Origin of the sequence: Pantoea sp. DY-15 (assembly GCF_019795935.1) — a bacterium.
Lineage (GTDB): Bacteria > Pseudomonadota > Gammaproteobacteria > Enterobacterales > Enterobacteriaceae > Pantoea > Pantoea leporis.
In genome coordinates this window covers 66,149-86,144 of the sequence record NZ_JAIMIF010000004.1, presented here as the reverse complement: position 1 = coordinate 86,144, position 19,996 = coordinate 66,149, and the positions used below count along the sequence as shown (strand labels likewise).

Genomic DNA, 19,996 nt, shown 5'->3' with positions numbered 1-19,996 from the left:
CTCCATGATTGGTCATAAATAAGAGGTAAAGATGCGTCATCAAACCATGTAACGGCCGGGACGATGATTCATTGCGATGATGAGATTGAGGATCACCGCGCCCGCGATTGAAGCAAACAGCATCGGTAACGACACCACAAACAGCGACGCTAATACCACGCAGGTATCGACCGCCATTTGCAATTTTCCGGCACGCAGACCGATGCGGTCCTGCAGCCAGAGCGCCAAAATATTAATACCGCCGAGGCTGGCTTTGTGACGGAACAACACTATAAACCCAATGCCCATCACCACGTTACCGAACAGTGTCGCATAAAACGGATTTAGCGCAGAAAAATGCACAAACAGCGGATGCAGATGGGTGAACAGCGACACCAGGCCAACCGCGCAGAAGGTTTTCAGGGTAAATTCCCAGCCCATGCGCCGCACGGCCAGCCAGTAAAATGGCAGGTTGATCAGGAAGAAGGCGCTACCGAAGGAGAGCGGTGACAAATAGCTGATTAAGAAAGCAATACCGGCAGAACTGCCAGTGAGTGCGCCCGCCTGTTTCAACATAATGACGCCGAAAGAGACCATTAGCGTGCCGAGGACTATCGCCAGCGCATCTTCAATCAGCGAATGCGGAACTTTAGTGGGTTGAACAACGTTATCCATGGGTTAATCTCATTGCAAATGATGCGGTTCAAATGCAAAAAACGCACCACATCGGCGGCGTATGCTCGCCGCCGATGGGTGCCAGTGATTATCCAATTGATAACTAAGGCGCTTTATTGCAGGTTTTTGTGCATCAGTTACGACTTAAACCATCAACCCATGCACAAATCTGTTTTCTGGTGCGCGTTTTTTGCATTATTAAGGCAATAATTGCACCAGATTAGCACGTCACGCACTTTTTTGGCGCGTTTTGTGCTGCGGGATGATCATCAAACCGTTCTCTTTCAAACGGCTCAATACCACGGAAGTTTTCACGTGCGCCACGCTTTGATGGCCAGCCACTAACTGGCTGATCAGCGCGCTCAGTGAAGCCAGATCGGCCACCGCCACTTTCAGCAGATAATCGGCATCGCCGGTGGTTTTGAACGCATCAACAATCGCGGCTTCTTCTTCCACCATGCGATGGAAACTCTCTTCATAATCCGGCGTATGGTTTTTCAATCGCACTTCAATCAATCCCACCATGCCAAGGCCCACCGCGTCGGGCGAGAGGCGTGCGTGATAGCCGAGAATGAGATTGGCCTGCTCAAGATTGATGCGGCGGCGTGAACATTGCGACGCCGAAAGTCCGACTAAATCACTGAGTTCCTGGTTGGTGAGGCGTCCGTTAGATTGTAATAATGTCAATATCTTAAGGTCGTGATCGTCTACCTGAGTCATTCTGTTTCCACAGCGTAATAAGGGGCGCTTTGCTACAGATAACCTGATTAAAGCCGGGGTTGTCCAACACTATTTTCTGATGACGTGAAATGCATGCACAAAACGTGCATGCATCCGGTTTGGAAGGGTTATTCGTCGTCGTATTGCGGGCCAGCATAGTTATCAAAGCGCGACCATTGGCCATTAAAGGTCAAGCGTACCGTACCGATCGGGCCGTTACGCTGCTTACCCAGGATGATCTCGGCGATGCCTTTAAGATCGCTGTTTTCGTGATACACCTCGTCACGGTAGATGAACATGATCAAGTCGGCATCCTGCTCGATCGAACCTGATTCACGCAGATCCGAGTTCACTGGGCGCTTATCCGCACGTTGTTCCAGTGAGCGGTTTAGCTGCGACAGCGCCACCACCGGCACATTCAGCTCTTTCGCCAGCGCTTTAAGTGAGCGCGAGATTTCAGCGATCTCCAGCGTACGATTGTCCGACAGCGCAGGCACGCGCATCAGCTGCAGGTAGTCGATCATGATCAGGCTCAACCCGCCGTTTTCGCGGAAGATGCGGCGCGCGCGTGAGCGCACTTCGGTGGGCGTCAGGCCAGAAGAGTCATCGATAAACATGTTCTTCTTCTCAAGCAAAATCCCCATAGTGGCGGAAATGCGCGCCCAATCTTCATCTTCCAGCTGACCGGTACGAATGCGCGTCTGATCCACGCGCGACAGCGACGCCAGCATACGCATCATCAGCTGCTCGCTGGGCATCTCCAGGCTGAAAATCAACACCGGCTTGTCCTGCAACATCGCGGCGTTTTCGCACAAATTCATGGCGAAGGTGGTTTTACCCATCGAAGGACGCGCCGCGACGATGATCAGATCCGAGCCCTGTAAACCGGCGGTTTTTTTGTTCAAATCCTGATAGCCGGTATCGACGCCGGTGACGCCGTCGTGCGGCGTTGAGACCAGCGACTCAATGCGCGATACCGTGGCTTCCAGAATCTGCTCGATATTCTGCGGGCCCTGATCTTTATTAGCGCGCTGTTCAGCAATTTTGAAAACATTCGATTCAGCAAAGTCGAGCAGATCTTCACTGCTCCGTCCTTGCGGATCGTACCCGGCATCGGCGATTTGGTTCGCCACAGAAATCATTTCGCGCACTACCGCACGTTCACGCACGATATCGGCATAAGCACCAATGTTCGCGGCACTTGGCGTATTTTTTGCCAGTTCGGCCAGATAGGCGAAGCCGCCGGCCATCTCTAATTCACCCAGCGTTTCCAGCGATTCAGAGAGCGTAATCAGGTCGATCGGCTGGCCAGCTTCCAGCAAACGCTGCATTTCCGTGAAAATCAGACGGTGCGAGCGGTTGAAGAAATCACTGGCGACGACGCGTTCAGAAACGTTGTCCCAGCGCTGGTTATCCAGCATCAACCCACCGAGCACCGACTGCTCCGCTTCTATGGAATGCGGCGGCATTTTCACGCCTTCCAGCTGCCGATCGCGGGGTTCGTTCGATTTGTTGGTGGGTTTATTTCCTGCCATAGTGAATGCATTACCGATCGTGAAAGGGACGCGCAAGTATACCGTCCCAGGATGAACAATCACAGGAGTCAGAATGGCAAAGCGTATTCAGTTCAACCAACACGGCGGCCCAGATGTACTGCAATGGGTCGATTTCGAACTGGCCGATCCCGCCGAACATGAAGTGCAGGTGGAAAACAAGGCGATTGGCATTAACTACATTGATACCTACGTGCGCAGCGGCTTGTATCCGCAAAGCAGCTTCCCTTCCGGCCTGGGTACCGAAGCCGCCGGCGTGGTGAAACGCGTCGGATCGGCGGTGACGCGGTTTAAGGCGGGCGATCGCGTGGTCTATTGCCAAGCCGCGCTGGGCGCCTACAGCGAAGTGCACAATGTGGCGGAAGATCGTCTGGTGATCCTGCCGGACAGCATCTCCTTTGAGCAAGGTGCGGCCTCTTTCCTCAAAGGTTTAACCGTGCAGTATCTGCTGCGCCAAACCTATAAAGTGAAAGCTGATGAAATCTTCCTGTTCCATGCCGCTGCGGGTGGCGTGGGATTGATCGCCTGCCAATGGGCCAAAGCGCTCGGCGCACATCTGATTGGCACGGTGGGTTCCGCAGAGAAAGCGAAGATAGCTAAAGATGCCGGTGCCTGGGCGACAATTAACTATCGTGAAGAGGATATCGCGAAGCGCGTCAGCGAGTTGACCCATGGCGAGAAAGTGGCCGTGGTGTATGACTCAGTGGGGAAAGATACCTGGGAACCATCGCTGGATAGCCTACGTCGCCACGGATTAATGGTCAGCTTTGGTAATGCGTCGGGTCCGGTTACCGGCATTGATCTCGGCATTCTCAACAAGAAAGGCTCGCTGTTCGTCACCCGACCTTCGCTGTTCGGTTACATCACCAACCGTGAAGAACTGGATGCCGCCAGCAATGAGTTGTTCTCACTGATCGCCAGCCGCGCGATTCAGCTTAACGTGCCCGAGCAGCAGAAATTTGCCTTGAGTGACGCGGTGCGCGCGCATCAGGTGCTGGAGAGTCGCGCGACTCAGGGTTCCAGCCTGCTGATTCCCTGATCGCTAAATGCAAACGGGGCTTCCCGTAGGAAGCCCCTTTTTTTTCTTTCTTTTTATAGTTCGCGCTGGTGTAGGGACAGCGGCGATGAATTCGTTTGAAACAACGCCAATCATCCTGACAGAAAACATAAGTAAAAAATATGTTTAAATGCGGAATAATGCTAAGCAATATCCGAGTCTGTGATCGTCACCGCAATTAGCGCCAGTCCCTTCTATCTAAGTCGCTGATTTTTCTTTTCAGCCTGCGCAATTTTGCCTCACCTGAAGGCGTGGTAAATGCCCGATAAAGCCAGACAGCGACAACCGCCAACACCAGCCATGGCAACACTTTAATAACAATTGCCAGCAATCCGCCAAAGAACATCAAAGCGGTCGCCACCACCAATGCCGCAATAACGCCCAGCAACGAAACGCCGGTGAACAGCAGCATCAGAAAAAAGCCGATAACAAATAGAATTTCCACGAAGGCTCTCCTGTGTAAGTAACATCAGGAACATTACAAGATACGTGCCAGGTTATAAAAATAGCTAAATGCTTGAAAGCAATGGAAAATGGTTGAAAAAAGAATCAATGAGGTGATGAAAAAAACTAATTCAAGGCGTAGAAATAACCATCTATAAAATTATGGTACTGGCTTTACGGTGCGCATGAAGGCGCACCGTATCAAACCGGAAGGTTCCGGCATGCTAAATAGTGATTACATCACTTCCTGGGGGATCTTATCCGCTACCAGCGCTAACGCCGCTTCCAGCACGCGCACATCGGCGCCGGGTTTGTGGGCGTTTTCACTTAAATAGCGACGCCACTGGCGCGCACCCGGAATGCCCTGGAACAGGCCAAGCATATGGCGCGTCACATGGCCGAGGTACATGCCTTTGGATAGTTCAGCTTCAATGTAAGGATACATCGAGCGCACCACCGCTACCGGATCGACGCGCGGCATATCGCGACCGAACAGCTCGCGGTCAACCTGCGCCAGAATGCCCGGATTCTGATAGGCTTCGCGCCCCATCATCACGCCATCCATATGCTGCAGATGCAGTTTGGCCTCTTCCAGCGTTTTGATGCCGCCATTAATCGCCATGGTCAGCGCCGGGAAATCGCGCTTCAGCTGGTAAACGCGGGGATAATCGAGCGGCGGAATCTCGCGATTCTCTTTCGGACTTAAACCCGATAGCCACGCTTTGCGCGCGTGGATAATAAAAGTATCGCAGCCGCCCTGTTGCGCCACGGTGCCAATAAAATCACACAGGAATTCGTAGCTGTCCTGCTCATCAATACCGATGCGGGTTTTAACCGTCACCGGAATGCTCACCACATCGCGCATCGCTTTAATGCAGTCGGCAACCAGCGCCGCATCGCCCATCAGGCAGGCGCCAAAACGGCCGTTCTGGACGCGATCGGATGGACAACCCACGTTGAGGTTGATCTCATCGTAGCCACGCTCTTCTGCCAGCTTAGAGCACTGCGCCAGCGCGGCGGGATCGCTGCCACCCAGCTGCAGCGCCAGCGGATGCTCTTCCTCGCTGTAGGCCAGATAGTCGCCTTTACCGTGAATGATCGCGCCGGTCGTAACCATTTCGGTGTACAGCAGCGTATCACCGCTCAGCTTACGGTGAAAATAACGACAGTGACGATCGGTCCAGTCGAGCATTGGGGCGATGGAAAAACGTTGCGAGGAGAAAGTATTGGTCATGAAACGCAGTAAATCCGCAGTAAGTAAGTGATGAGAAACTGCGCAATCATATCACAGCAAAACGGGCGGCACAGCCGCCCGTTATCAGACGGGTAATTAGAAGTTGAATCCGAGCTGCAGCATGGCACCTACGGTGTTGTCTTTACCTACAGAACCGGCCAGGTCCAGATGGACAGCATTGTTGAACGGTGACACACCCAAACCGGCGGTGAACACGTCAGTATCGGTCGACTTCAGATCGGCGCGATAGCCGGCACGCAGCGCCAGCCAATCCAGCACACGATATTCCGCACCTACGCCAGCATATTGGCTGGTGTCTTCCGACTTGAAGCGCTTGGTTTCAGTCAGATCAACATCCCCAGCCAGCGTGAATGGCCCGTTATTCCAGGAAAGCCCTGTAGTGACCAGCGGACGAATTTGATAAGTATCGCGGTAACCGTTTACCTCTTTAGTATCGAGATCGCGCGAGATCAGGTTTTGTCCGGTCACGCCAAAGGTCCAGTTCTCACCGAAATCTGTTGCGACACCCGCATCCATGTTGAAACCGGTATCGCTGCTACGGTAGCGGCTGCTGTTGATGTCGCTCTTGTCGTAGTTGTAGATACTCGCGGTGTAGTTATACAGCCAGGTTTTCTGCAGCTTTGGCGTCACGCCGACAGAAACCGGATGGCCGGCAATCGAGAACTCATGCGCGACTGACACACCATAATCGGTGACTAATGCCGCCAGGCCATTGGCGCTGGAGCGCAAATTATTTTCATCACCCGGCACAGGCACTCTCGTGCCATTGGCAACCGCGCGCAGGTAGGCAATATCGCTATCAGCCACGTTGGCGCGCACAATCGCAGTGCCGTAAGCCTTGGTGATAAAGGCAAAAGGTAAGGTTTCATTCGGAACGGTGACGGCCACGGCCACACCGGCTGTCGCGTGAGCTTTATTACCACGCAGATCGCTGAGCTGGTTTGCCATATCGCCTGCGGCGGCCTTCAGCTGCGGGTAACCATTGAGGTAATCCTGAAAGGTTAGGTCATCGATCACGTCCTGATAACGATCAACGGTATCGGTAATGTCGTCAACGCGATCAATCAATTTGTCTTTATCGGTAACCTGTGCGCCGGCTGAGGGCAGAATGATGCTGACGTTATCTTCAGGCTGCGCCTTGGTCATCAATGCTGGGTTAGCCAGCACCGCTGAACTCCAGGTGGAAGAGGCTACGCCGGTACCGCCCATTGCGTCGTTACGCGCGTCGTACCATGTACCTGCTGCCAGAGCTGAGGAAGAGAGAAATACTGCATTCAAACCAACAAGATAAGCTACTTTTTTGTGCCTGAATAATGTCTTCGCCATGAGCCTGCCATCACCTTTGAAATGTCGCTGAATCACTCACCGACTGAAAGTTTAGTTAGCCGCTATTCTGAACCCTGGCTAACGCTTCATTGCTGTGAATTAAAAGGAAATAGCACTGCTATTCGCAGAATTGGACGCTTCCACGCCATTCCGCTGTGTTTTTATGCAGAAAAATTAACAGTGGGTTAATTGATACCAGAAATTACTTAAGACCTTTTGAACCATAGCCGCTAACCCGGTGAGTTGCAAAGCAAAATCCGTGCAGGCGTTGCGCTGCCTGGTCGGACGCATTTTACAGACATAAGGGTTGCAGCAATATTGACGGGAAAATGGCGATGGTAATCTATTGATTGAGGAGAATTTTCTTAGGGATTTTAAGGACAATAAGCAATCACAGCAGCGTTAAATTTTGTGTGATAAAATAACATCACCTGCAACCCGGAGAATGCGTATGTCAAACCTCACGCCAGAACAACTTCTTACCCAGGCCGAATCACTTTGCCTTGATCGCGGCGTGCGCCTGACCACTCAACGCGCCGAAGTGTTGCGCTTAATGGCAGAGCAGAATGGTTCGATAAGCGCTTACGATTTGCTGGATCAACTGCGTGTCAGTGAACCGCAAGCAAAACCGCCCACCATCTATCGCGCGCTGGATTTCCTGCTGGAACAGGGATTTATTCATCGCGTAGAGTCAAATAATAGTTACGTGGTTTGCCATCATTTTGATGAGCCAGCACATACTTCGGTGATGTTGGTGTGTGACGGTTGTGCGGCAGTAAGCGAAAAACATGCTCATGGCGTGGAAAAAACCATCGCTGCATTAGCGGATCAGGCGGGATTTTCTCTGCGACATACCGTAATTGAGGCACATGGCCTGTGCGAAAATTGCGCAGAAGTGGCGGCTTGTACGCACCACGAAAGCTGCGAGCATGACCATCAGATCGAGGGTAAAAAGCGGATAAGAAAATAGGGAGGCACATCCTTGTGCCGGGCCAATCACTACGCTAAATGATTGGCGGGTAGGAGCATCATCCGTGAAGTGAGATTACCAGCGGTAATCTTTGTTGGTTGTTTCCCAGTCTTTCACTTCTTTCTCGGCCTGGTCTTTACCATAACCGTAGCGTTCCTGGATTTTACCAACCAGCTGATCGCGTTTACCTTCGATCACAGTGAAGTCGTCATCGGTCAGCTTGCCCCACTTCTCTTTAAACTTGCCTTTGAACTGCTTCCAGTTTCCGCTCGCTTCGTCTTTGTTCATAATATTCCTCCACTACATCCTGAGTGAGATAGATATATTGCCTGCTTAGCTGGCGATATACCCAGACAACGCGCTACTCATATGCGCCGTATGAGGTAATTGTAGTAGCCGCTTCGCAGTTTGCAGAGAAATACAGATTAATCTGTAGGTTACGCTTCGCTTATTCAGGCGTTAAACCAGCTATCGCGCCGCCAGTGACCACGCCAAATGAGCCACAGCGTGAGTCCGCGTAACGCGAGGAATACCGTCACCGCCAGCCATAAACCGTGATTACCGAGCCACGGCAGCGTGAGCAGCGAGACACCGTAGCCGATCGCCGCCATCACCATGCTGTTGCGCATCTCACGCCCGCGCGTCGCGCCGATAAACATGCCGTCCAGCAGATAGCACCAGACGCCAACCAGCGGCAGAATCACTTGCCAAATCAGATAGCGGTCGGCCATCTCTCGTAGCGCTTCCAGTGACGTCAGCATCGCCACAATCTCCGGACCGGTGAATGCATAAATCAGCGCAAAGATCGCGGCGACGAAGCATGCCTGGCGACAAGCCGCATGCCAAATCAGCAATAGTCGGCTGCGATCTTTGGCCCCAACCGCTTCACCCGAACAGGCTTCAACCGCGTAGGCAAATCCATCAAGCGCGTATGCGGTGAAAGTGAGGAACATCAGCAGCACCGCATTGACTGCCACTACATCCGGCCCAATGCGTGCGCCAAGGATGGTGAGCGACGCGAAGCAGATTTGCAGCATCAAAGACCGCAGCATAATGTCGCGATTGAGGCGGAATAGCCGCGCCGCATCGCCGCGCCAGCTGCTTTTGAGTAAAGCAAAATGGATACCGCGCATCTTCAGCACCCGCGCCACCATCCACAGACCCACGCCCAGCGTGACATATTCTGCCAGCGCGGTAGCCGCCGCCGCTCCGGCGACACCCCAATGCAGTTTGAGCACGAACAGCAGATCCAGCAGGATATTCACCAGATTGCCGATGATTAGCAGCACCATCGGTGCCCGCGCATACTGCACGCCCAGCAGCCAGCCAAGAATCACCAAATTGGCCAAGGTTGCGGGCGCACTTAGCCAGCGAATCTCAATAAATATTTTCGCCTGTTGCTGCACTTCCGGGCTGCCCCCCATTAACGCTGCCGCCAGGCTGCTGACCGGCGTTCGCAGCACCATAAACAGCGCACCAAAAACCAGCGCAATCAGTAGCGGCTGTGTTAAGGCGCGCGCCAGCGCCGTTTTGTCATTGGCGCCAAATGCCTGAGCGGTGAGTCCGGTGGTGCTCATGCGCAGGAACAGCAGGAGCATAAAGATGAAGCTGGTGGCGGTTGTGCCCACGGCGACGCCACCGAGGTAGATCGGGCTATCGAGATGACCAATAACGGCGGTATCCACCACACCCAGTAATGGGACGGTGATATTTGACAGGATCATCGGCAGCGCTAGCCGCCAGAGTGTTTTATCTGAAGAGGAAAACAGCTGCATCAGCCCATTCCGATGTGTGCGGTAATCAGCGTAATGGCGCCAGAATGAGCCGCAGAAAGAGTCACTGAGAAGTAAAACAGCAGACTGCGGTCAGCGCAAACACGCACCGCCGCAGTTAAGGAGCATCAGAAACTGATCAGAGCCACTCGCCGTTGCGCACAATTCCGACAGCTAAACCTTCAACGGTTAGCGACTGCTCACGGGTATCCACGACAATCGGCTGAAAATCGGTGTTTTCAGGTAGCAGATGGACAATCGCACCCTGCTTTTTCCAGCGTTTCACTGTGACTTCATCATCAATGCGCGCCACGACAACCTGGCCGTTACGCACTTCCTGCGTTTTGTGTACCGCTAACAGATCGCCATCCATAATGCCGATATCTTTCATCGACATACCGCTCACGCGCAGCAGGAAATCGGCGCTCGGTTTAAAGAGGTTAGCATCCACCTGATAGTGGGCTTCGATGTGTTCTTGTGCCAGCAAAGGTTCACCGGCAGCGACGCGGCCAATCAGCGGCAGCCCTTCGCTCGGTTCTTCTTCCATCAGCAAACGAATCCCGCGCGATGCGCCGGAAACAATTTCAATTACGCCTTTACGCGCCAGCGCTTTCAGATGCTCTTCGGCAGCATTGGGCGAGCGGAAACCCAGTTGCGCAGCAATTTCCGCACGCGTTGGCGGCATGCCCGTCTGGTTAATATGGTCGCGAATCAGGTCATAGACCTGTTGCTGCCGTGCAGTTAACGCTTTCATCCCGCCCCCTGGTTGTTTATACAGTCGCTGTGAGTATATACAGGTATTCGCAAAATGAAAACCGTAACAGAGGGAAAAATCAGCGGTTTGATGAATCTGGAATCCCTATCTCAAATGCGTCCAGAGCAGCGCGATCCAGACGAACAGAGCCAGTAAGATAGTCAGCAATACGGCAGCCGATCCCATATCTTTAGCGCGGCCCGCGAGCGGATGTTGCTCCTGCCCGATGCGGTCGACCACCGCTTCGATAGCACTATTAAGGATCTCAACGATGATAACCAGCACTACCGAGCCAATCATCAGGATGCGGGAAAGGGTATCTACATCCAGCCAGCAAGCCACGAGAATGGCCACCAGCGCGGCAATGGCTTCCTGCCGAAAAGCGGCTTCGTGCTGCCATGCGGCACGCAGGCCCTGCCAGGAATAACCGGCGGCTTTCACTATTCTTACTATACCGGTGACGTTATTTGCCATGTCTATGGAACCCTTGAACTATTTTGACGTCAATGTGTGGGCAGTATGAGGCGGCAGAGCCACAGACCTTCGCTGCGCTTTCTGGTATGCTTGCCGCGCTTTGCTAACAAGAGGCTTAAAGTTGTCTATGTCAGGTTGGCGTAAACTCTATTACAAATTATTGAATTTACCACTCTCTATTTTGGTAAAAAGTAAGGTCATTCCGACCGATCCTATCTCTGAACATGGGATCGATCCGACACGTCCGGTGATGTATGTTTTGCCTTATGATTCAAAGGCTGACCTGCTCACACTGCGTGCTCAATGCCTGAAACATGATCTGCCCGATCCGCTGGCTCCGCTGGAGATCGATGGCACCCTGCTGCCGCGCCACGTGTTTATTCACGATGGCCCACGCGTAATTCCCTATTTCGTGGCCAATCCCGAATCGGTAAAGCTGTTCCACGATTATCTGGATTTGCACCGCAGCAACCCGCAACTCGATGTGCAAATGCTGCCGGTCGCGGTGATGTTTGGTCGTGCGCCGGGACGTGAAACCTCCGGTGAATCCACGCCGCATCTGCGCGTGCTCAATGGCGTGCAGAAGTTCTTCGCCATTTTGTGGCACGGCCGCGACAGTTTTGTACGCTTCTCGCAAACCGTTTCGTTGCGCCAGATGGCGACCGAGCACGGCACCGATAAGTCGATTGCCCAAAAGCTGGCTCGCGTGGCGCGCATTCATTTTGCCCGCCAACGTCTGGCCGCGGTCGGCCCGCGTCTGCCTGCACGTCAGGATCTCTTCAACAAGCTGTTACAATCCAAAGCGATCGAAAAAGCAGTAGAAGATGAAGCGCGCAGCAAAAAGATTTCGCATGAGAAAGCCCAGCAGAACGCCATCGAAATGATGGAAGAAGTGGCGGCGGACTTCTCTTATGAAGCGATTAAAGTCACTGACCGCGTGATGGGCTGGCTGTGGAGCCGCCTGTATCAGGGCATCAACGTGCATGGCGGTGAGCGCGTGCGTCAGCTGGCGCAGGATGGTCATGAGATTGTCTATGTGCCCTGCCACCGCAGCCACATGGATTACCTGCTGCTCTCCTACGTGCTTTATCATCAAGGCCTGGTGCCGCCGCACATTGCTGCCGGTATTAACCTGAACTTCTGGCCAGCCGGCCCGATTTTCCGTCGTCTGGGCGCCTTCTTTATTCGTCGTACCTTTAAGGGCAACAAACTCTATTCCACCGTGTTCCGTGAATATCTTGGCGAGCTGTTTAGCCGGGGTTACTCCGTTGAATACTTTGTGGAGGGCGGACGTTCACGTACCGGTCGTTTGCTGGATCCAAAAACCGGCACCCTATCAATGACGCTGCAGGCGATGCTGCGCGGCGGCAGTCGTCCAATCACCTTCGTGCCGATTTACATCGGCTACGAGCATGTGATGGAAGTGGGCACGTACGCCAAAGAGCTGCGGGGTGCGGCCAAAGAGAAAGAGAGTTTCCTGCAGATGGTGCGCGGTTTACGTAAGCTGCGCAATCTCGGCCAGGGCTACGTTAACTTCGGTGAACCCCTGCCGTTGATGAACTATCTGAACAAAAACGTGCCCGAATGGCGAGATGCGATTGATCCTATCGAACCGCAACGCCCAGCCTGGATGACGCCCGCCGTGAATGACATTGCGGCGAAGCTGATGGTGCGCATCAATGAAGCCGGTGCAGCCAACGCCATGAACCTGTGCGTCACCGCCCTACTGGCGTCACGTCAGCGTTCACTGACCCGCGAACAGCTGATTGAGCAGTTAGAGTGCTACACCCAGCTGCTGCGCAATGTGCCCTATTCGCCAGAAGCCACGGTGCCTGACATGAGCGCCGAAGCGCTGCTTGATCACGCCATGGGCATGAACAAGTTCGAGACCGAGCAAGACAGCATTGGCGACATCATCATCCTGCCGCGCGAGCAGGCGGTGCTGATGACCTACTATCGCAACAACATTCATCACATGTTGGTGATGCCATCGTTGATTGCCGCCATCGTGCAACAACATCGGGAAATCAGCGAAGCAGAGCTGCTGCGTCAGGTTAGCCTGGTATATCCGATGCTAAAGAGCGAGTTGTTCTTGCGCTGGGACAAGGCGGAGTTGCCTGCGCTACTTAACGCACTCTGTGCAGAGATGGCGCGTCAGGGCCTGATCACCTTGCAGGATGGTCAACTAAGAATGACGCCGGCACGTCACCGTTCGCTGCAACTGCTGGCGGCGGGTATTCGTGAGACGCTGCAGCGCTTCGCGATTACCTTCGCTATCCTCAGCGCGAAACCGGCCATCAACCGTGGCACGCTGGAAAAAGAGAGCCGCACGCTGGCTCAACGCCTGTCTGTGCTGCACGGTATCAACGCACCAGAGTTCTTTGATAAAGCAGTGTTTACTGCGCTGGTCCTCACGCTGCGTGATGAAGGATATATCAGTGACAAAGGCGATGCCGATGCCGAACGCAGTCATATGATGTGGCAGATGCTGGCGGAACTGGTGACCAGCGACGTGCGTCTGACGATTGAAAGCGCGGTCACCCACGATTAACGCGGCGACAAGCTAATAAAAAGGCGCACTTCACTGCGCCTTTTTTGTTTATAACAGATCCGCGAACGGCACGGTGCTGAGCAGAATGCCGAGAAACAGCACCATGCCCACATAGTTGTTATTCAGAAACGCCTGGAAGCAGGGATCGCGCTCGCGCTGGGCAATTAGCTTCTGCTGATGCACAAACAAGCCTGCTGCCAGCAGCAGCGACCAGTAAAACGCCCCATTCAGATGAAGCATCATGCCCACCAGCGCCATCAAACCGAGCGTTGCCAGCTGCAGTAAACCGATAATCAGTTTGTCGTAACGGCCAAACAGAATCGCCGTCGATTTTACGCCAATCTTCAAATCGTCATCGCGATCGACCATCGCGTACTGCGTGTCATAGGCCACCGTCCAGCAGATGTTCGCCAGGAAAACCAGCCAGCAGACTAAAGGTAAGGACTCACTAACTGCTGCCCATCCCATCGGAATCGCCCAACCAAACGCTGCGCCGAGCACCACCTGCGGCAGATGCGTGTAGCGCTTCATAAACGGATAAACCCACGCCAGCGCCAGGCCACCAAACGACAGCAAAATGGTCATGGTGTTCATGGTCAACACCAGCATAAACGCCAGCAAACCGAGACCGGCAAACAGCAACTTCGCCTCTTTCCCGGACACCGCGCCGCTGGCCAGCGGACGTGACGCCGTGCGCTTGACGTGACCATCGATTTTGCGGTCTGCGTAATCGTTGATCACGCAGCCAGCAGCACGCATCACGATAACGCCGAGCACAAACACCAGCAGCACCGGCAGCGGTGGAATCGCCATGCCGGAGAGCCACAGTGCCCACAGAGTTGGCCACAGCAGTAACACAGTGCCGATGGGTTTATCGATACGCATCAGGCGGCAGTAAGCCTGCCATTTGGTCATGGGTAAGGTGTTTTGCACAGTGGTTTTATCCTTGATCCAGCGCGCGATAGAGCGGCGACGCCGGTAAAAACAGTTCAGTTAACAGCAGCGGCTTGCCCGACAAACGCAGGCGGGAACGGCGTCCCCATAAATCGCCAACCTGACCGGGATCGATAAAATCGCGGCTCAGGGTAGATGAAGAGAACAGATAGCGGCCAAGCGGGCGCGTACCGAGCTGTTGCAGCATCTGCTCGGGGCCGTTCAGCGTGCTTTCTGGCACCACGGTGCGGCCAATCAGCCAAGGCTCGCCATCACCGCACAGCACAATTTCACGTAACCAGAAGCGCGGGTCGGCGGGCAAAAATTCCGCTTCCTCCGAGATCTCTTCAGCGCCAATAAACGCTTCGCGGATCAGTTTTACGGTCACTTGCTGGCAATGCTGCTCGAAGCGACGCGTCATGGAGTCTTCTTCCATTAACCAGTCAAGTAGCGGGGCAGAAAGCTGCGGTGAAGAGGCTGGCAGCCAGTGCAGTGCGCGTAACTGGCGCAGCGCGTCATGCGACATCAGGACATCTCCGGGAAAAAAGTTGCCCTAGTTTAGCGCAGAGGAGAATGCGTGGCACGGCTCGTTGTGCCACGCGATATTATTACTCGCGTTTCAGGCGGTTACTGTTCGCTAGCCACAGCGTCACCACCAGAATCAAAATCGCCGCCGAGTAGTAGAGCGTATCGAACGGATTTTTATGGTCGACGATGATCAGGCGGATAATCGCCGTGATGCCAATGTAGATGAAGTAGCGCAGCGGGAAGTGATAGCCAGACTGAAAGTACTTCACAATCAACGCGATAAATTCGAAGTAGAGGAAATAGATAACGATGCCTTCAATTAGCAGATAGGAAGACGTCTGCTCACCGGTGCTCAACAGCACGTTGGCCAGATGAATGGTTTCTTTACCGAGGAACACCACCAGAATAATGGCCAGAATGATCAGACCAATATTCAGCACCCACTGCAATGCTAAAGAGATGTACTGCCCAACCCCTGTTTTTATTGTCATTTTTGCGCCTCACGCTCTCAATTACTTACTGGCGCTATCATGCTGTAGTGTGATCAAAATCACAATATTTATACTTCGACATCCACGCACAGCGCGTCATAGCGCCAGAACTCGCAGTCGCAATCAATCACGCGCTTGTGCTGATCGCGATTGATGCGGGTAATCAACAATCCGGGCGTGCCGCTCGCCACGTTGAGCGCGGGCGCAGCGCGCACCGGCAGCGGTCCCGGCAAAATGGTAAAACGCGCGCCGCCGTAGCGAATGCCATAGCGCTGGTCATACAGATCGGTGAGTGAACGCGTCAGGTCTTCATCCAGCAATCCCGGAAAGAAGGCGGGATTGAGGTAATGCTCGACATACAACACGGCGCGGCCATCAATACGGCGCAAACGGCGAATGCGGTAAACCCGATCGCCCTCCAGCAGTTGCAGATGACGCGCGATGGCTAATTGCGCTGGCACTTCGCGCGCCTCCAGCACTTCAGTGCTGGCAATACGGCCTTGCTCAGCGGCCATGGCGTGAAAATGGCTATGATGAGAGGGGTTGTAGACCAGCCGAGGCGGTGCGAGAAACCAGCCACGACGCAATTCACGATAGATGATGCCCTGCGCTTCCAGCAAACCCAGCGCCTCACGCAGCGTAATGCGCGTGGTGGAATAGTGTTCGCTTAAGCTACGTTCGGCGGGCAAACGACCACCGGCAAATTCACCGCTTTCAATGCGTTCCCGCAGCCCTGCTGCAATCACATCCGCCGTTTTCGACATCATTTTTCAGCCTCATTTTGGGGCAAATCTGCACTATGACAGTTCGATGACTACAATGTGACAGAGAACAACCCACGCTTTAGCGCGCTGTAACCGCATGTGGATCGTCGCGCCACACCCCGTTTCACCACCATGGTCATAAAACCTTCATCTTTTCGGGCTACATTGGCTCGGTTCTTGCTGGACTAGACCAAGAAGTCCCACAACATATACCGGGAGCAATCGAGATGAAAGCGTTTATCGCCTCTGTAGTAGCCAGTGCCGTACTGCTTGCGCTGCCCGCCGCGCAAGCCGCAGATAATGACCTCGCCGCGTTAGAAAAAGCCGCGCGCGCCGAAGGTCAGGTCAACAGCGTCGGCATGCCAGATAGCTGGGCCAACTGGAAAGATACCTGGAGTGGCCTCAACAGCAAATATGGCCTGAAGCACAGCGACACCGACATGTCCTCGGCGCAGGAACTGGCAAAATTTGCTGCAGAGAAAGAGAACGCCAGCGCCGATATCGGTGATGTGGGCGCTGCTTTCGGTCCGATTGCCGTCGCTAAAGGCGTGGCGCAACCGTATAAGCCAACGCATTGGGAGCAAATCCCGAGCTGGGCGAAAGATCAGGATGGCAACTGGATGCTGGCGTATACCGGCACCATCGCGTTCCTGGTGGATAAGCAGCAGGTCAAAGATGTGCCGCACAGCTGGGCCGATCTGAAGAAAGGTAAGTATGTGGTCACTATCGGTGACGTCGGCACTGCGGCTCAGGCAGCGAACGGCGTGTTGGCGGCCAGCTATGCATTAGGCGGTGACGAGAAGAATGTGAAACCGGCGTTGAGCTTCTTCGGCGATCTGGCGAAAGAAGGCCGTCTTGGCGTGACCGATCCGGTGATTGCCAACATTGAAAAAGGCGAAATTCAGGTGGCGGTGGTGTGGGACTTTAACGGTCTGAACTACCGCGATCAGATCGACAAAAACCGCTACGAAGTGGTGATCCCTTCCGACGGTTCCGTCACTTCTGGCTACAGCACCATCATCAACAAATACGCCAAACATCCGAACGCCGCCAAACTGGCGCGTGAATACATCTTGTCTGATGAAGGCCAGATCAACCTGGCGAAAGGCTATGCGCGCCCGATTCGTGCCGAGCATTTAACTCTGCCCGCCGACGTGCAGGCCAAGCTGCTGCCGCAGTCTGAGTATAAGAATGCCCGTCCAATCAAAGACCAGGCCGCGTGGGATAAAACCTCGAAAATGCTGCCGCGCCTGTGGCAAGAGAACGTCATCATTAATATGAAGCAGTAAGGAGCGAGGGATGAAAACGATCCTGGTGGTATTGGATGGGCTGAGTAATCAGGTAGCGCAGCACGCAATGGGCTATCTGTTTGCTGAATGCGCGCAGGGCAACGGCCAATATTATACGCTGACTTGCGAACTGCCTTCGCTGTCGCGCCCGCTGTACGAATGCATTCTCACCGGCATTCCACCGGTGCGCAGCGGTATTATTCACAACGGCGTCAGTCGCATGAGTAATCAGCGCAGCATCTTCCATTACGCACGTGCCGCCGGTCTCACCACCGCGGCAGCCGCCTACCACTGGGTGAGTGAGCTCTACAATCAATCCCCGTTCAACGCGGCGCGCGACCGCCACACGGTCGCGCCCGATCTGCCGATTCAGTATGGCCACTTTTACTGGGACGACGGTTATCCGGATTCCCACCTGTTTGAAGATGCAGAAAGCCTGCGTTTGCGGCACGATCCCGACTTCCTGCTGATCCACCCGATGAACATTGACGATGCCGGACACAAGCACAGCCTGTCATCGCCGCAGTATCGCAACCGCGCGCGCATGGCCGATGGTTATCTGTCGCAGTGGATGCCGGACTGGCTGGCGGCCGGTTATCAGGTGATTGTCACCGCCGATCACGGCATGAACGATGACCGCTCGCACGGCGGCATTTTGCCGGAAGAGACGCAGGTGCCGCTGTTCGTGTTTGGCAAAGGTTTCTCGCTGCTGCCGGATCTCCAGCCGCAGCAGACCGAACTGTGCGGCATCGTGTGCACCTTGCTCGGCGTCGAACATGACAAACCGCTATGTCGTGCGTTACTGGCGGAGCCGCAGTAATGAAAGGCAAAACGCTCGCCGCGCTATTGCTGCTGCCGTTTGCGCTGTTCTGGGTGGCATTCCAGCTCGCGCCGCTGCTGTGGATTGCCATCAACAGCTTCTGGAGCGACATCAATGAGCGTTGGGGCTTCGACAACTACAGCGATATCCTCACCTCGCCGTTCTATTTGCAGGCGTTTCGCCTGTCGCTCGACATCTCCATCTGGTCGAGCATTTACGGCCTGCTGATCTCACTGGTTGCCGGATATTCGCTGCATCAGCTCGGCAGCGGCCGCTTTCAGCGTTTTTTGATGTCATTTACCAACATGACCAGCAACTTCGCCGGCGTACCGCTGGCGTTTGCCTTCGTCATTCTGCTCGGCCTGAACGGTTGTCTGACGCTGCTGCTGCGCCATTACGGCGTGCTGGAAGGCTTCAAGCTGTTCTCGCGTGACGGCATGGTGCTGGTGTACACCTGGTTCCAAATCCCGCTCGGCATTTTGCTGCTCTATCCCGCGTTTGATGGCTTGCGACAGGATTGGCAAGAGTCCGCCGCGCTGCTGGGTGCAGGTCGCTGGCGCTATTGGTGGCACATCGGTTTGCCGATTCTGTTCCCGGCGCTGCTCGGTACTTTCGTGATTTTGCTGGCGAACGCGCTCGGCGCTTACGCCACTATTTACGCGCTCACTACCGGCAACTTTAACGTGGTGCCGGTACGTATTGCCGCGCTGGTTTCTGGCGATATCTCGCTTGATCCCAACACCGGCGGCGCGCTGGCGATGTTGCTGGTGCTGATTATGGCGCTGATTACCGTGGTGCAGCAGTATCTGGTGCGCCGCAGCTATCTCAACGCCAAACCTTCCTGAGGAGCTACACGTGTCGCGCGCGGAAAAATTTTATCATCGCCTGATTGTCTGGCTGCTGCTGGCCATTTTAGCCGCGCCGCTGCTGGCGACGTTACTGTACGGCATTTCCACCAGCTGGAGCGACACCATCCTGCCGCAGGGCTTTACGCTGAAGTGGCTCAGCGCGCTGTGGAGCGATGCGCGTTTCCTGACCGCGCTCGGTCATTCGCTACTGGTTTGCTGCGGTGCGCTGCTGTTCTCACTGATGCTGGTGCTACCTGCCATGTTTGTAATCGCTTACTACTATCCGAAACTGGATGCGGTGATGAACGTGCTGATCCTGATGCCCTTCGCCGTGCCGCCAGTGGTGTCGTCGGTCGGGCTGCTGCAACTCTATTCGTCGTCGCCGCTGATGCTGACCGGCACGCCGTGGATTTTGATCGGCTGCTACTTCACCATCGCCTTGCCGTTTATCTATCGCGCCATCTCCAACAATATGCAGGCCATCAACCTGAAAGAGCTGATTGATGCCGCGCAGCTGCTCGGTGCCAGCACCTGGCAGGCGGCGCTGTTTGTGGTGTTGCCGAACCTGCGCAAAGGGGTATTTATCGCGGTGCTGCTCTCCTTCTCCTTCCTGATTGGTGAGTTTGTCTTCGCCAATATGCTGGTCGGCACCCGTTATGAAACCTTGCAGGTTTATCTGTTTAACATGCGCAACGGCAGCGGCCACTTCACCAGCGCGCTGGTGATCTCCTATTTTGCCGTCGTCCTGCTGGTTACCTGGCTGGCGAATGCCCTCAATCCTGAACGAGGCTGA

Annotated in this window: 21 protein-coding genes; 7 read left to right on the top strand and 14 right to left on the bottom strand. The window is 54.4% G+C overall.

Going from position 1 to position 19,996, the window contains the following annotated elements:
- Positions 1-39: 39 nt before the first annotated feature.
- The 3 genes from K5Y32_RS15595 to dnaB form a co-directional block, all read right to left on the bottom strand.
- On the bottom strand, positions 40-654 hold the full coding sequence (locus K5Y32_RS15595; RefSeq protein ID WP_008109953.1) for a YitT family protein: 615 nt from the start codon (positions 652-654) through the stop codon (positions 40-42).
- Positions 655-882: 228 nt separating this feature from the next.
- Positions 883-1,374: an Lrp/AsnC family transcriptional regulator gene (locus K5Y32_RS15590; protein ID WP_097095220.1), complete on the bottom strand. Its 492-nt coding sequence runs from the start codon at positions 1,372-1,374 to the stop codon at positions 883-885.
- Positions 1,375-1,502: 128 nt separating this feature from the next.
- Positions 1,503-2,909: a replicative DNA helicase gene (gene dnaB / locus K5Y32_RS15585; protein ID WP_101763062.1), complete on the bottom strand. Its 1,407-nt coding sequence runs from the start codon at positions 2,907-2,909 to the stop codon at positions 1,503-1,505.
- Between the two features lie 73 nt (positions 2,910-2,982).
- Between dnaB and K5Y32_RS15580 the strand changes: the two genes are divergently transcribed.
- Complete coding sequence (locus K5Y32_RS15580; protein WP_210081830.1) at positions 2,983-3,966, top strand: quinone oxidoreductase; 984 nt, start codon at positions 2,983-2,985, stop codon at positions 3,964-3,966.
- A gap of 196 nt (positions 3,967-4,162) precedes the next feature.
- On the opposite strand, the gene pspG is transcribed toward K5Y32_RS15580, so the two are convergent.
- The 3 genes from pspG to traF all read right to left on the bottom strand — a co-directional run bounded on the left by pspG (position 4,163) and on the right by traF (position 7,009).
- Positions 4,163-4,429: an envelope stress response protein PspG gene (gene pspG / locus K5Y32_RS15575; RefSeq protein ID WP_061718375.1), complete on the bottom strand. Its 267-nt coding sequence runs from the start codon at positions 4,427-4,429 to the stop codon at positions 4,163-4,165.
- Positions 4,430-4,663: 234 nt separating this feature from the next.
- A complete protein-coding gene (gene dusA / locus K5Y32_RS15570) occupies positions 4,664-5,662 on the bottom strand; it encodes a tRNA dihydrouridine(20/20a) synthase DusA (RefSeq protein WP_222184962.1) in 999 nt (332 codons plus the stop codon).
- Between the two features lie 96 nt (positions 5,663-5,758).
- Positions 5,759-7,009 carry a conjugal transfer protein TraF gene (gene traF, locus K5Y32_RS15565; protein WP_101763066.1) on the bottom strand — a complete coding sequence of 417 codons (1,251 nt, stop codon included), beginning with the start codon at positions 7,007-7,009 and terminating at the stop codon, positions 5,759-5,761.
- A 451-nt stretch (positions 7,010-7,460) separates the two neighbouring features.
- Here traF and zur point away from each other — a divergent pair, with 451 nt between their 5' ends.
- Complete coding sequence (gene zur, locus K5Y32_RS15560) at positions 7,461-7,979, top strand: zinc uptake transcriptional repressor Zur (RefSeq protein ID WP_222184960.1); 519 nt, start codon at positions 7,461-7,463, stop codon at positions 7,977-7,979.
- 75 nt (positions 7,980-8,054) lie between these two features.
- Here zur and K5Y32_RS15555 read toward each other — a convergent pair whose 3' ends face one another.
- From K5Y32_RS15555 to K5Y32_RS15540, 4 genes are all read right to left on the bottom strand, one after another.
- A complete protein-coding gene (locus tag K5Y32_RS15555; RefSeq protein ID WP_110868149.1) occupies positions 8,055-8,267 on the bottom strand; it encodes a CsbD family protein in 213 nt (70 codons plus the stop codon).
- Positions 8,268-8,431: 164 nt separating this feature from the next.
- Positions 8,432-9,754, bottom strand: a complete 1,323-nt coding sequence (dinF, locus tag K5Y32_RS15550; protein ID WP_110868148.1) for an MATE family efflux transporter DinF — start codon at positions 9,752-9,754, stop codon at positions 8,432-8,434.
- Positions 9,755-9,890: 136 nt separating this feature from the next.
- Complete coding sequence (gene lexA, locus K5Y32_RS15545) at positions 9,891-10,505, bottom strand: transcriptional repressor LexA (RefSeq protein ID WP_008109941.1); 615 nt, start codon at positions 10,503-10,505, stop codon at positions 9,891-9,893.
- Between the two features lie 105 nt (positions 10,506-10,610).
- Positions 10,611-10,979 (bottom strand): diacylglycerol kinase, encoded by a 369-nt coding sequence (locus K5Y32_RS15540; RefSeq protein ID WP_222184959.1) that lies wholly within the window; start codon positions 10,977-10,979, stop codon positions 10,611-10,613.
- Between the two features lie 127 nt (positions 10,980-11,106).
- On the opposite strand from K5Y32_RS15540, the gene plsB reads away from it, so the two are divergent.
- The gene (gene plsB, locus K5Y32_RS15535; protein ID WP_110868147.1) at positions 11,107-13,530 is read left to right on the top strand and encodes a glycerol-3-phosphate 1-O-acyltransferase PlsB; all 2,424 of its coding nucleotides are present in this window, start codon (positions 11,107-11,109) and stop codon (positions 13,528-13,530) included.
- 48 nt (positions 13,531-13,578) lie between these two features.
- Here plsB and ubiA read toward each other — a convergent pair whose 3' ends face one another.
- The 4 genes from ubiA to K5Y32_RS15515 form a co-directional block, all read right to left on the bottom strand.
- Complete coding sequence (ubiA, locus tag K5Y32_RS15530; protein ID WP_110868146.1) at positions 13,579-14,463, bottom strand: 4-hydroxybenzoate octaprenyltransferase; 885 nt, start codon at positions 14,461-14,463, stop codon at positions 13,579-13,581.
- Between the two features lie 7 nt (positions 14,464-14,470).
- A complete protein-coding gene (gene ubiC, locus K5Y32_RS15525; protein ID WP_137384959.1) occupies positions 14,471-14,989 on the bottom strand; it encodes a chorismate lyase in 519 nt (172 codons plus the stop codon).
- An 82-nt stretch (positions 14,990-15,071) separates the two neighbouring features.
- A complete protein-coding gene (gene psiE / locus K5Y32_RS15520) occupies positions 15,072-15,482 on the bottom strand; it encodes a phosphate-starvation-inducible protein PsiE (RefSeq protein ID WP_061718383.1) in 411 nt (136 codons plus the stop codon).
- Positions 15,483-15,550: 68 nt separating this feature from the next.
- Positions 15,551-16,249 (bottom strand): UTRA domain-containing protein, encoded by a 699-nt coding sequence (locus tag K5Y32_RS15515; RefSeq protein WP_101763074.1) that lies wholly within the window; start codon positions 16,247-16,249, stop codon positions 15,551-15,553.
- A 224-nt stretch (positions 16,250-16,473) separates the two neighbouring features.
- Between K5Y32_RS15515 and K5Y32_RS15510 the strand changes: the two genes are divergently transcribed.
- Genes K5Y32_RS15510 through K5Y32_RS15495 form a run of 4 tightly spaced genes read left to right on the top strand, consistent with a single transcriptional unit; the run spans position 16,474 to position 19,996 of the window.
- Positions 16,474-17,535, top strand: a complete 1,062-nt coding sequence (locus K5Y32_RS15510; protein ID WP_222184957.1) for an ABC transporter substrate-binding protein — start codon at positions 16,474-16,476, stop codon at positions 17,533-17,535.
- A gap of 10 nt (positions 17,536-17,545) precedes the next feature.
- Positions 17,546-18,355, top strand: coding sequence for an alkaline phosphatase family protein (locus K5Y32_RS15505; protein WP_222184955.1), 810 nt, complete (start codon positions 17,546-17,548; stop codon positions 18,353-18,355).
- Entirely contained in the window at positions 18,355-19,200 is an 846-nt protein-coding gene (locus tag K5Y32_RS15500) for an ABC transporter permease subunit (protein ID WP_101763077.1), read from the top strand. Before K5Y32_RS15505 ends, K5Y32_RS15500 begins: the two co-directional genes overlap by 1 nt.
- 10 nt (positions 19,201-19,210) lie before the next feature.
- Positions 19,211-19,996, top strand: a complete 786-nt coding sequence (locus K5Y32_RS15495; protein WP_222184953.1) for an ABC transporter permease — start codon at positions 19,211-19,213, stop codon at positions 19,994-19,996.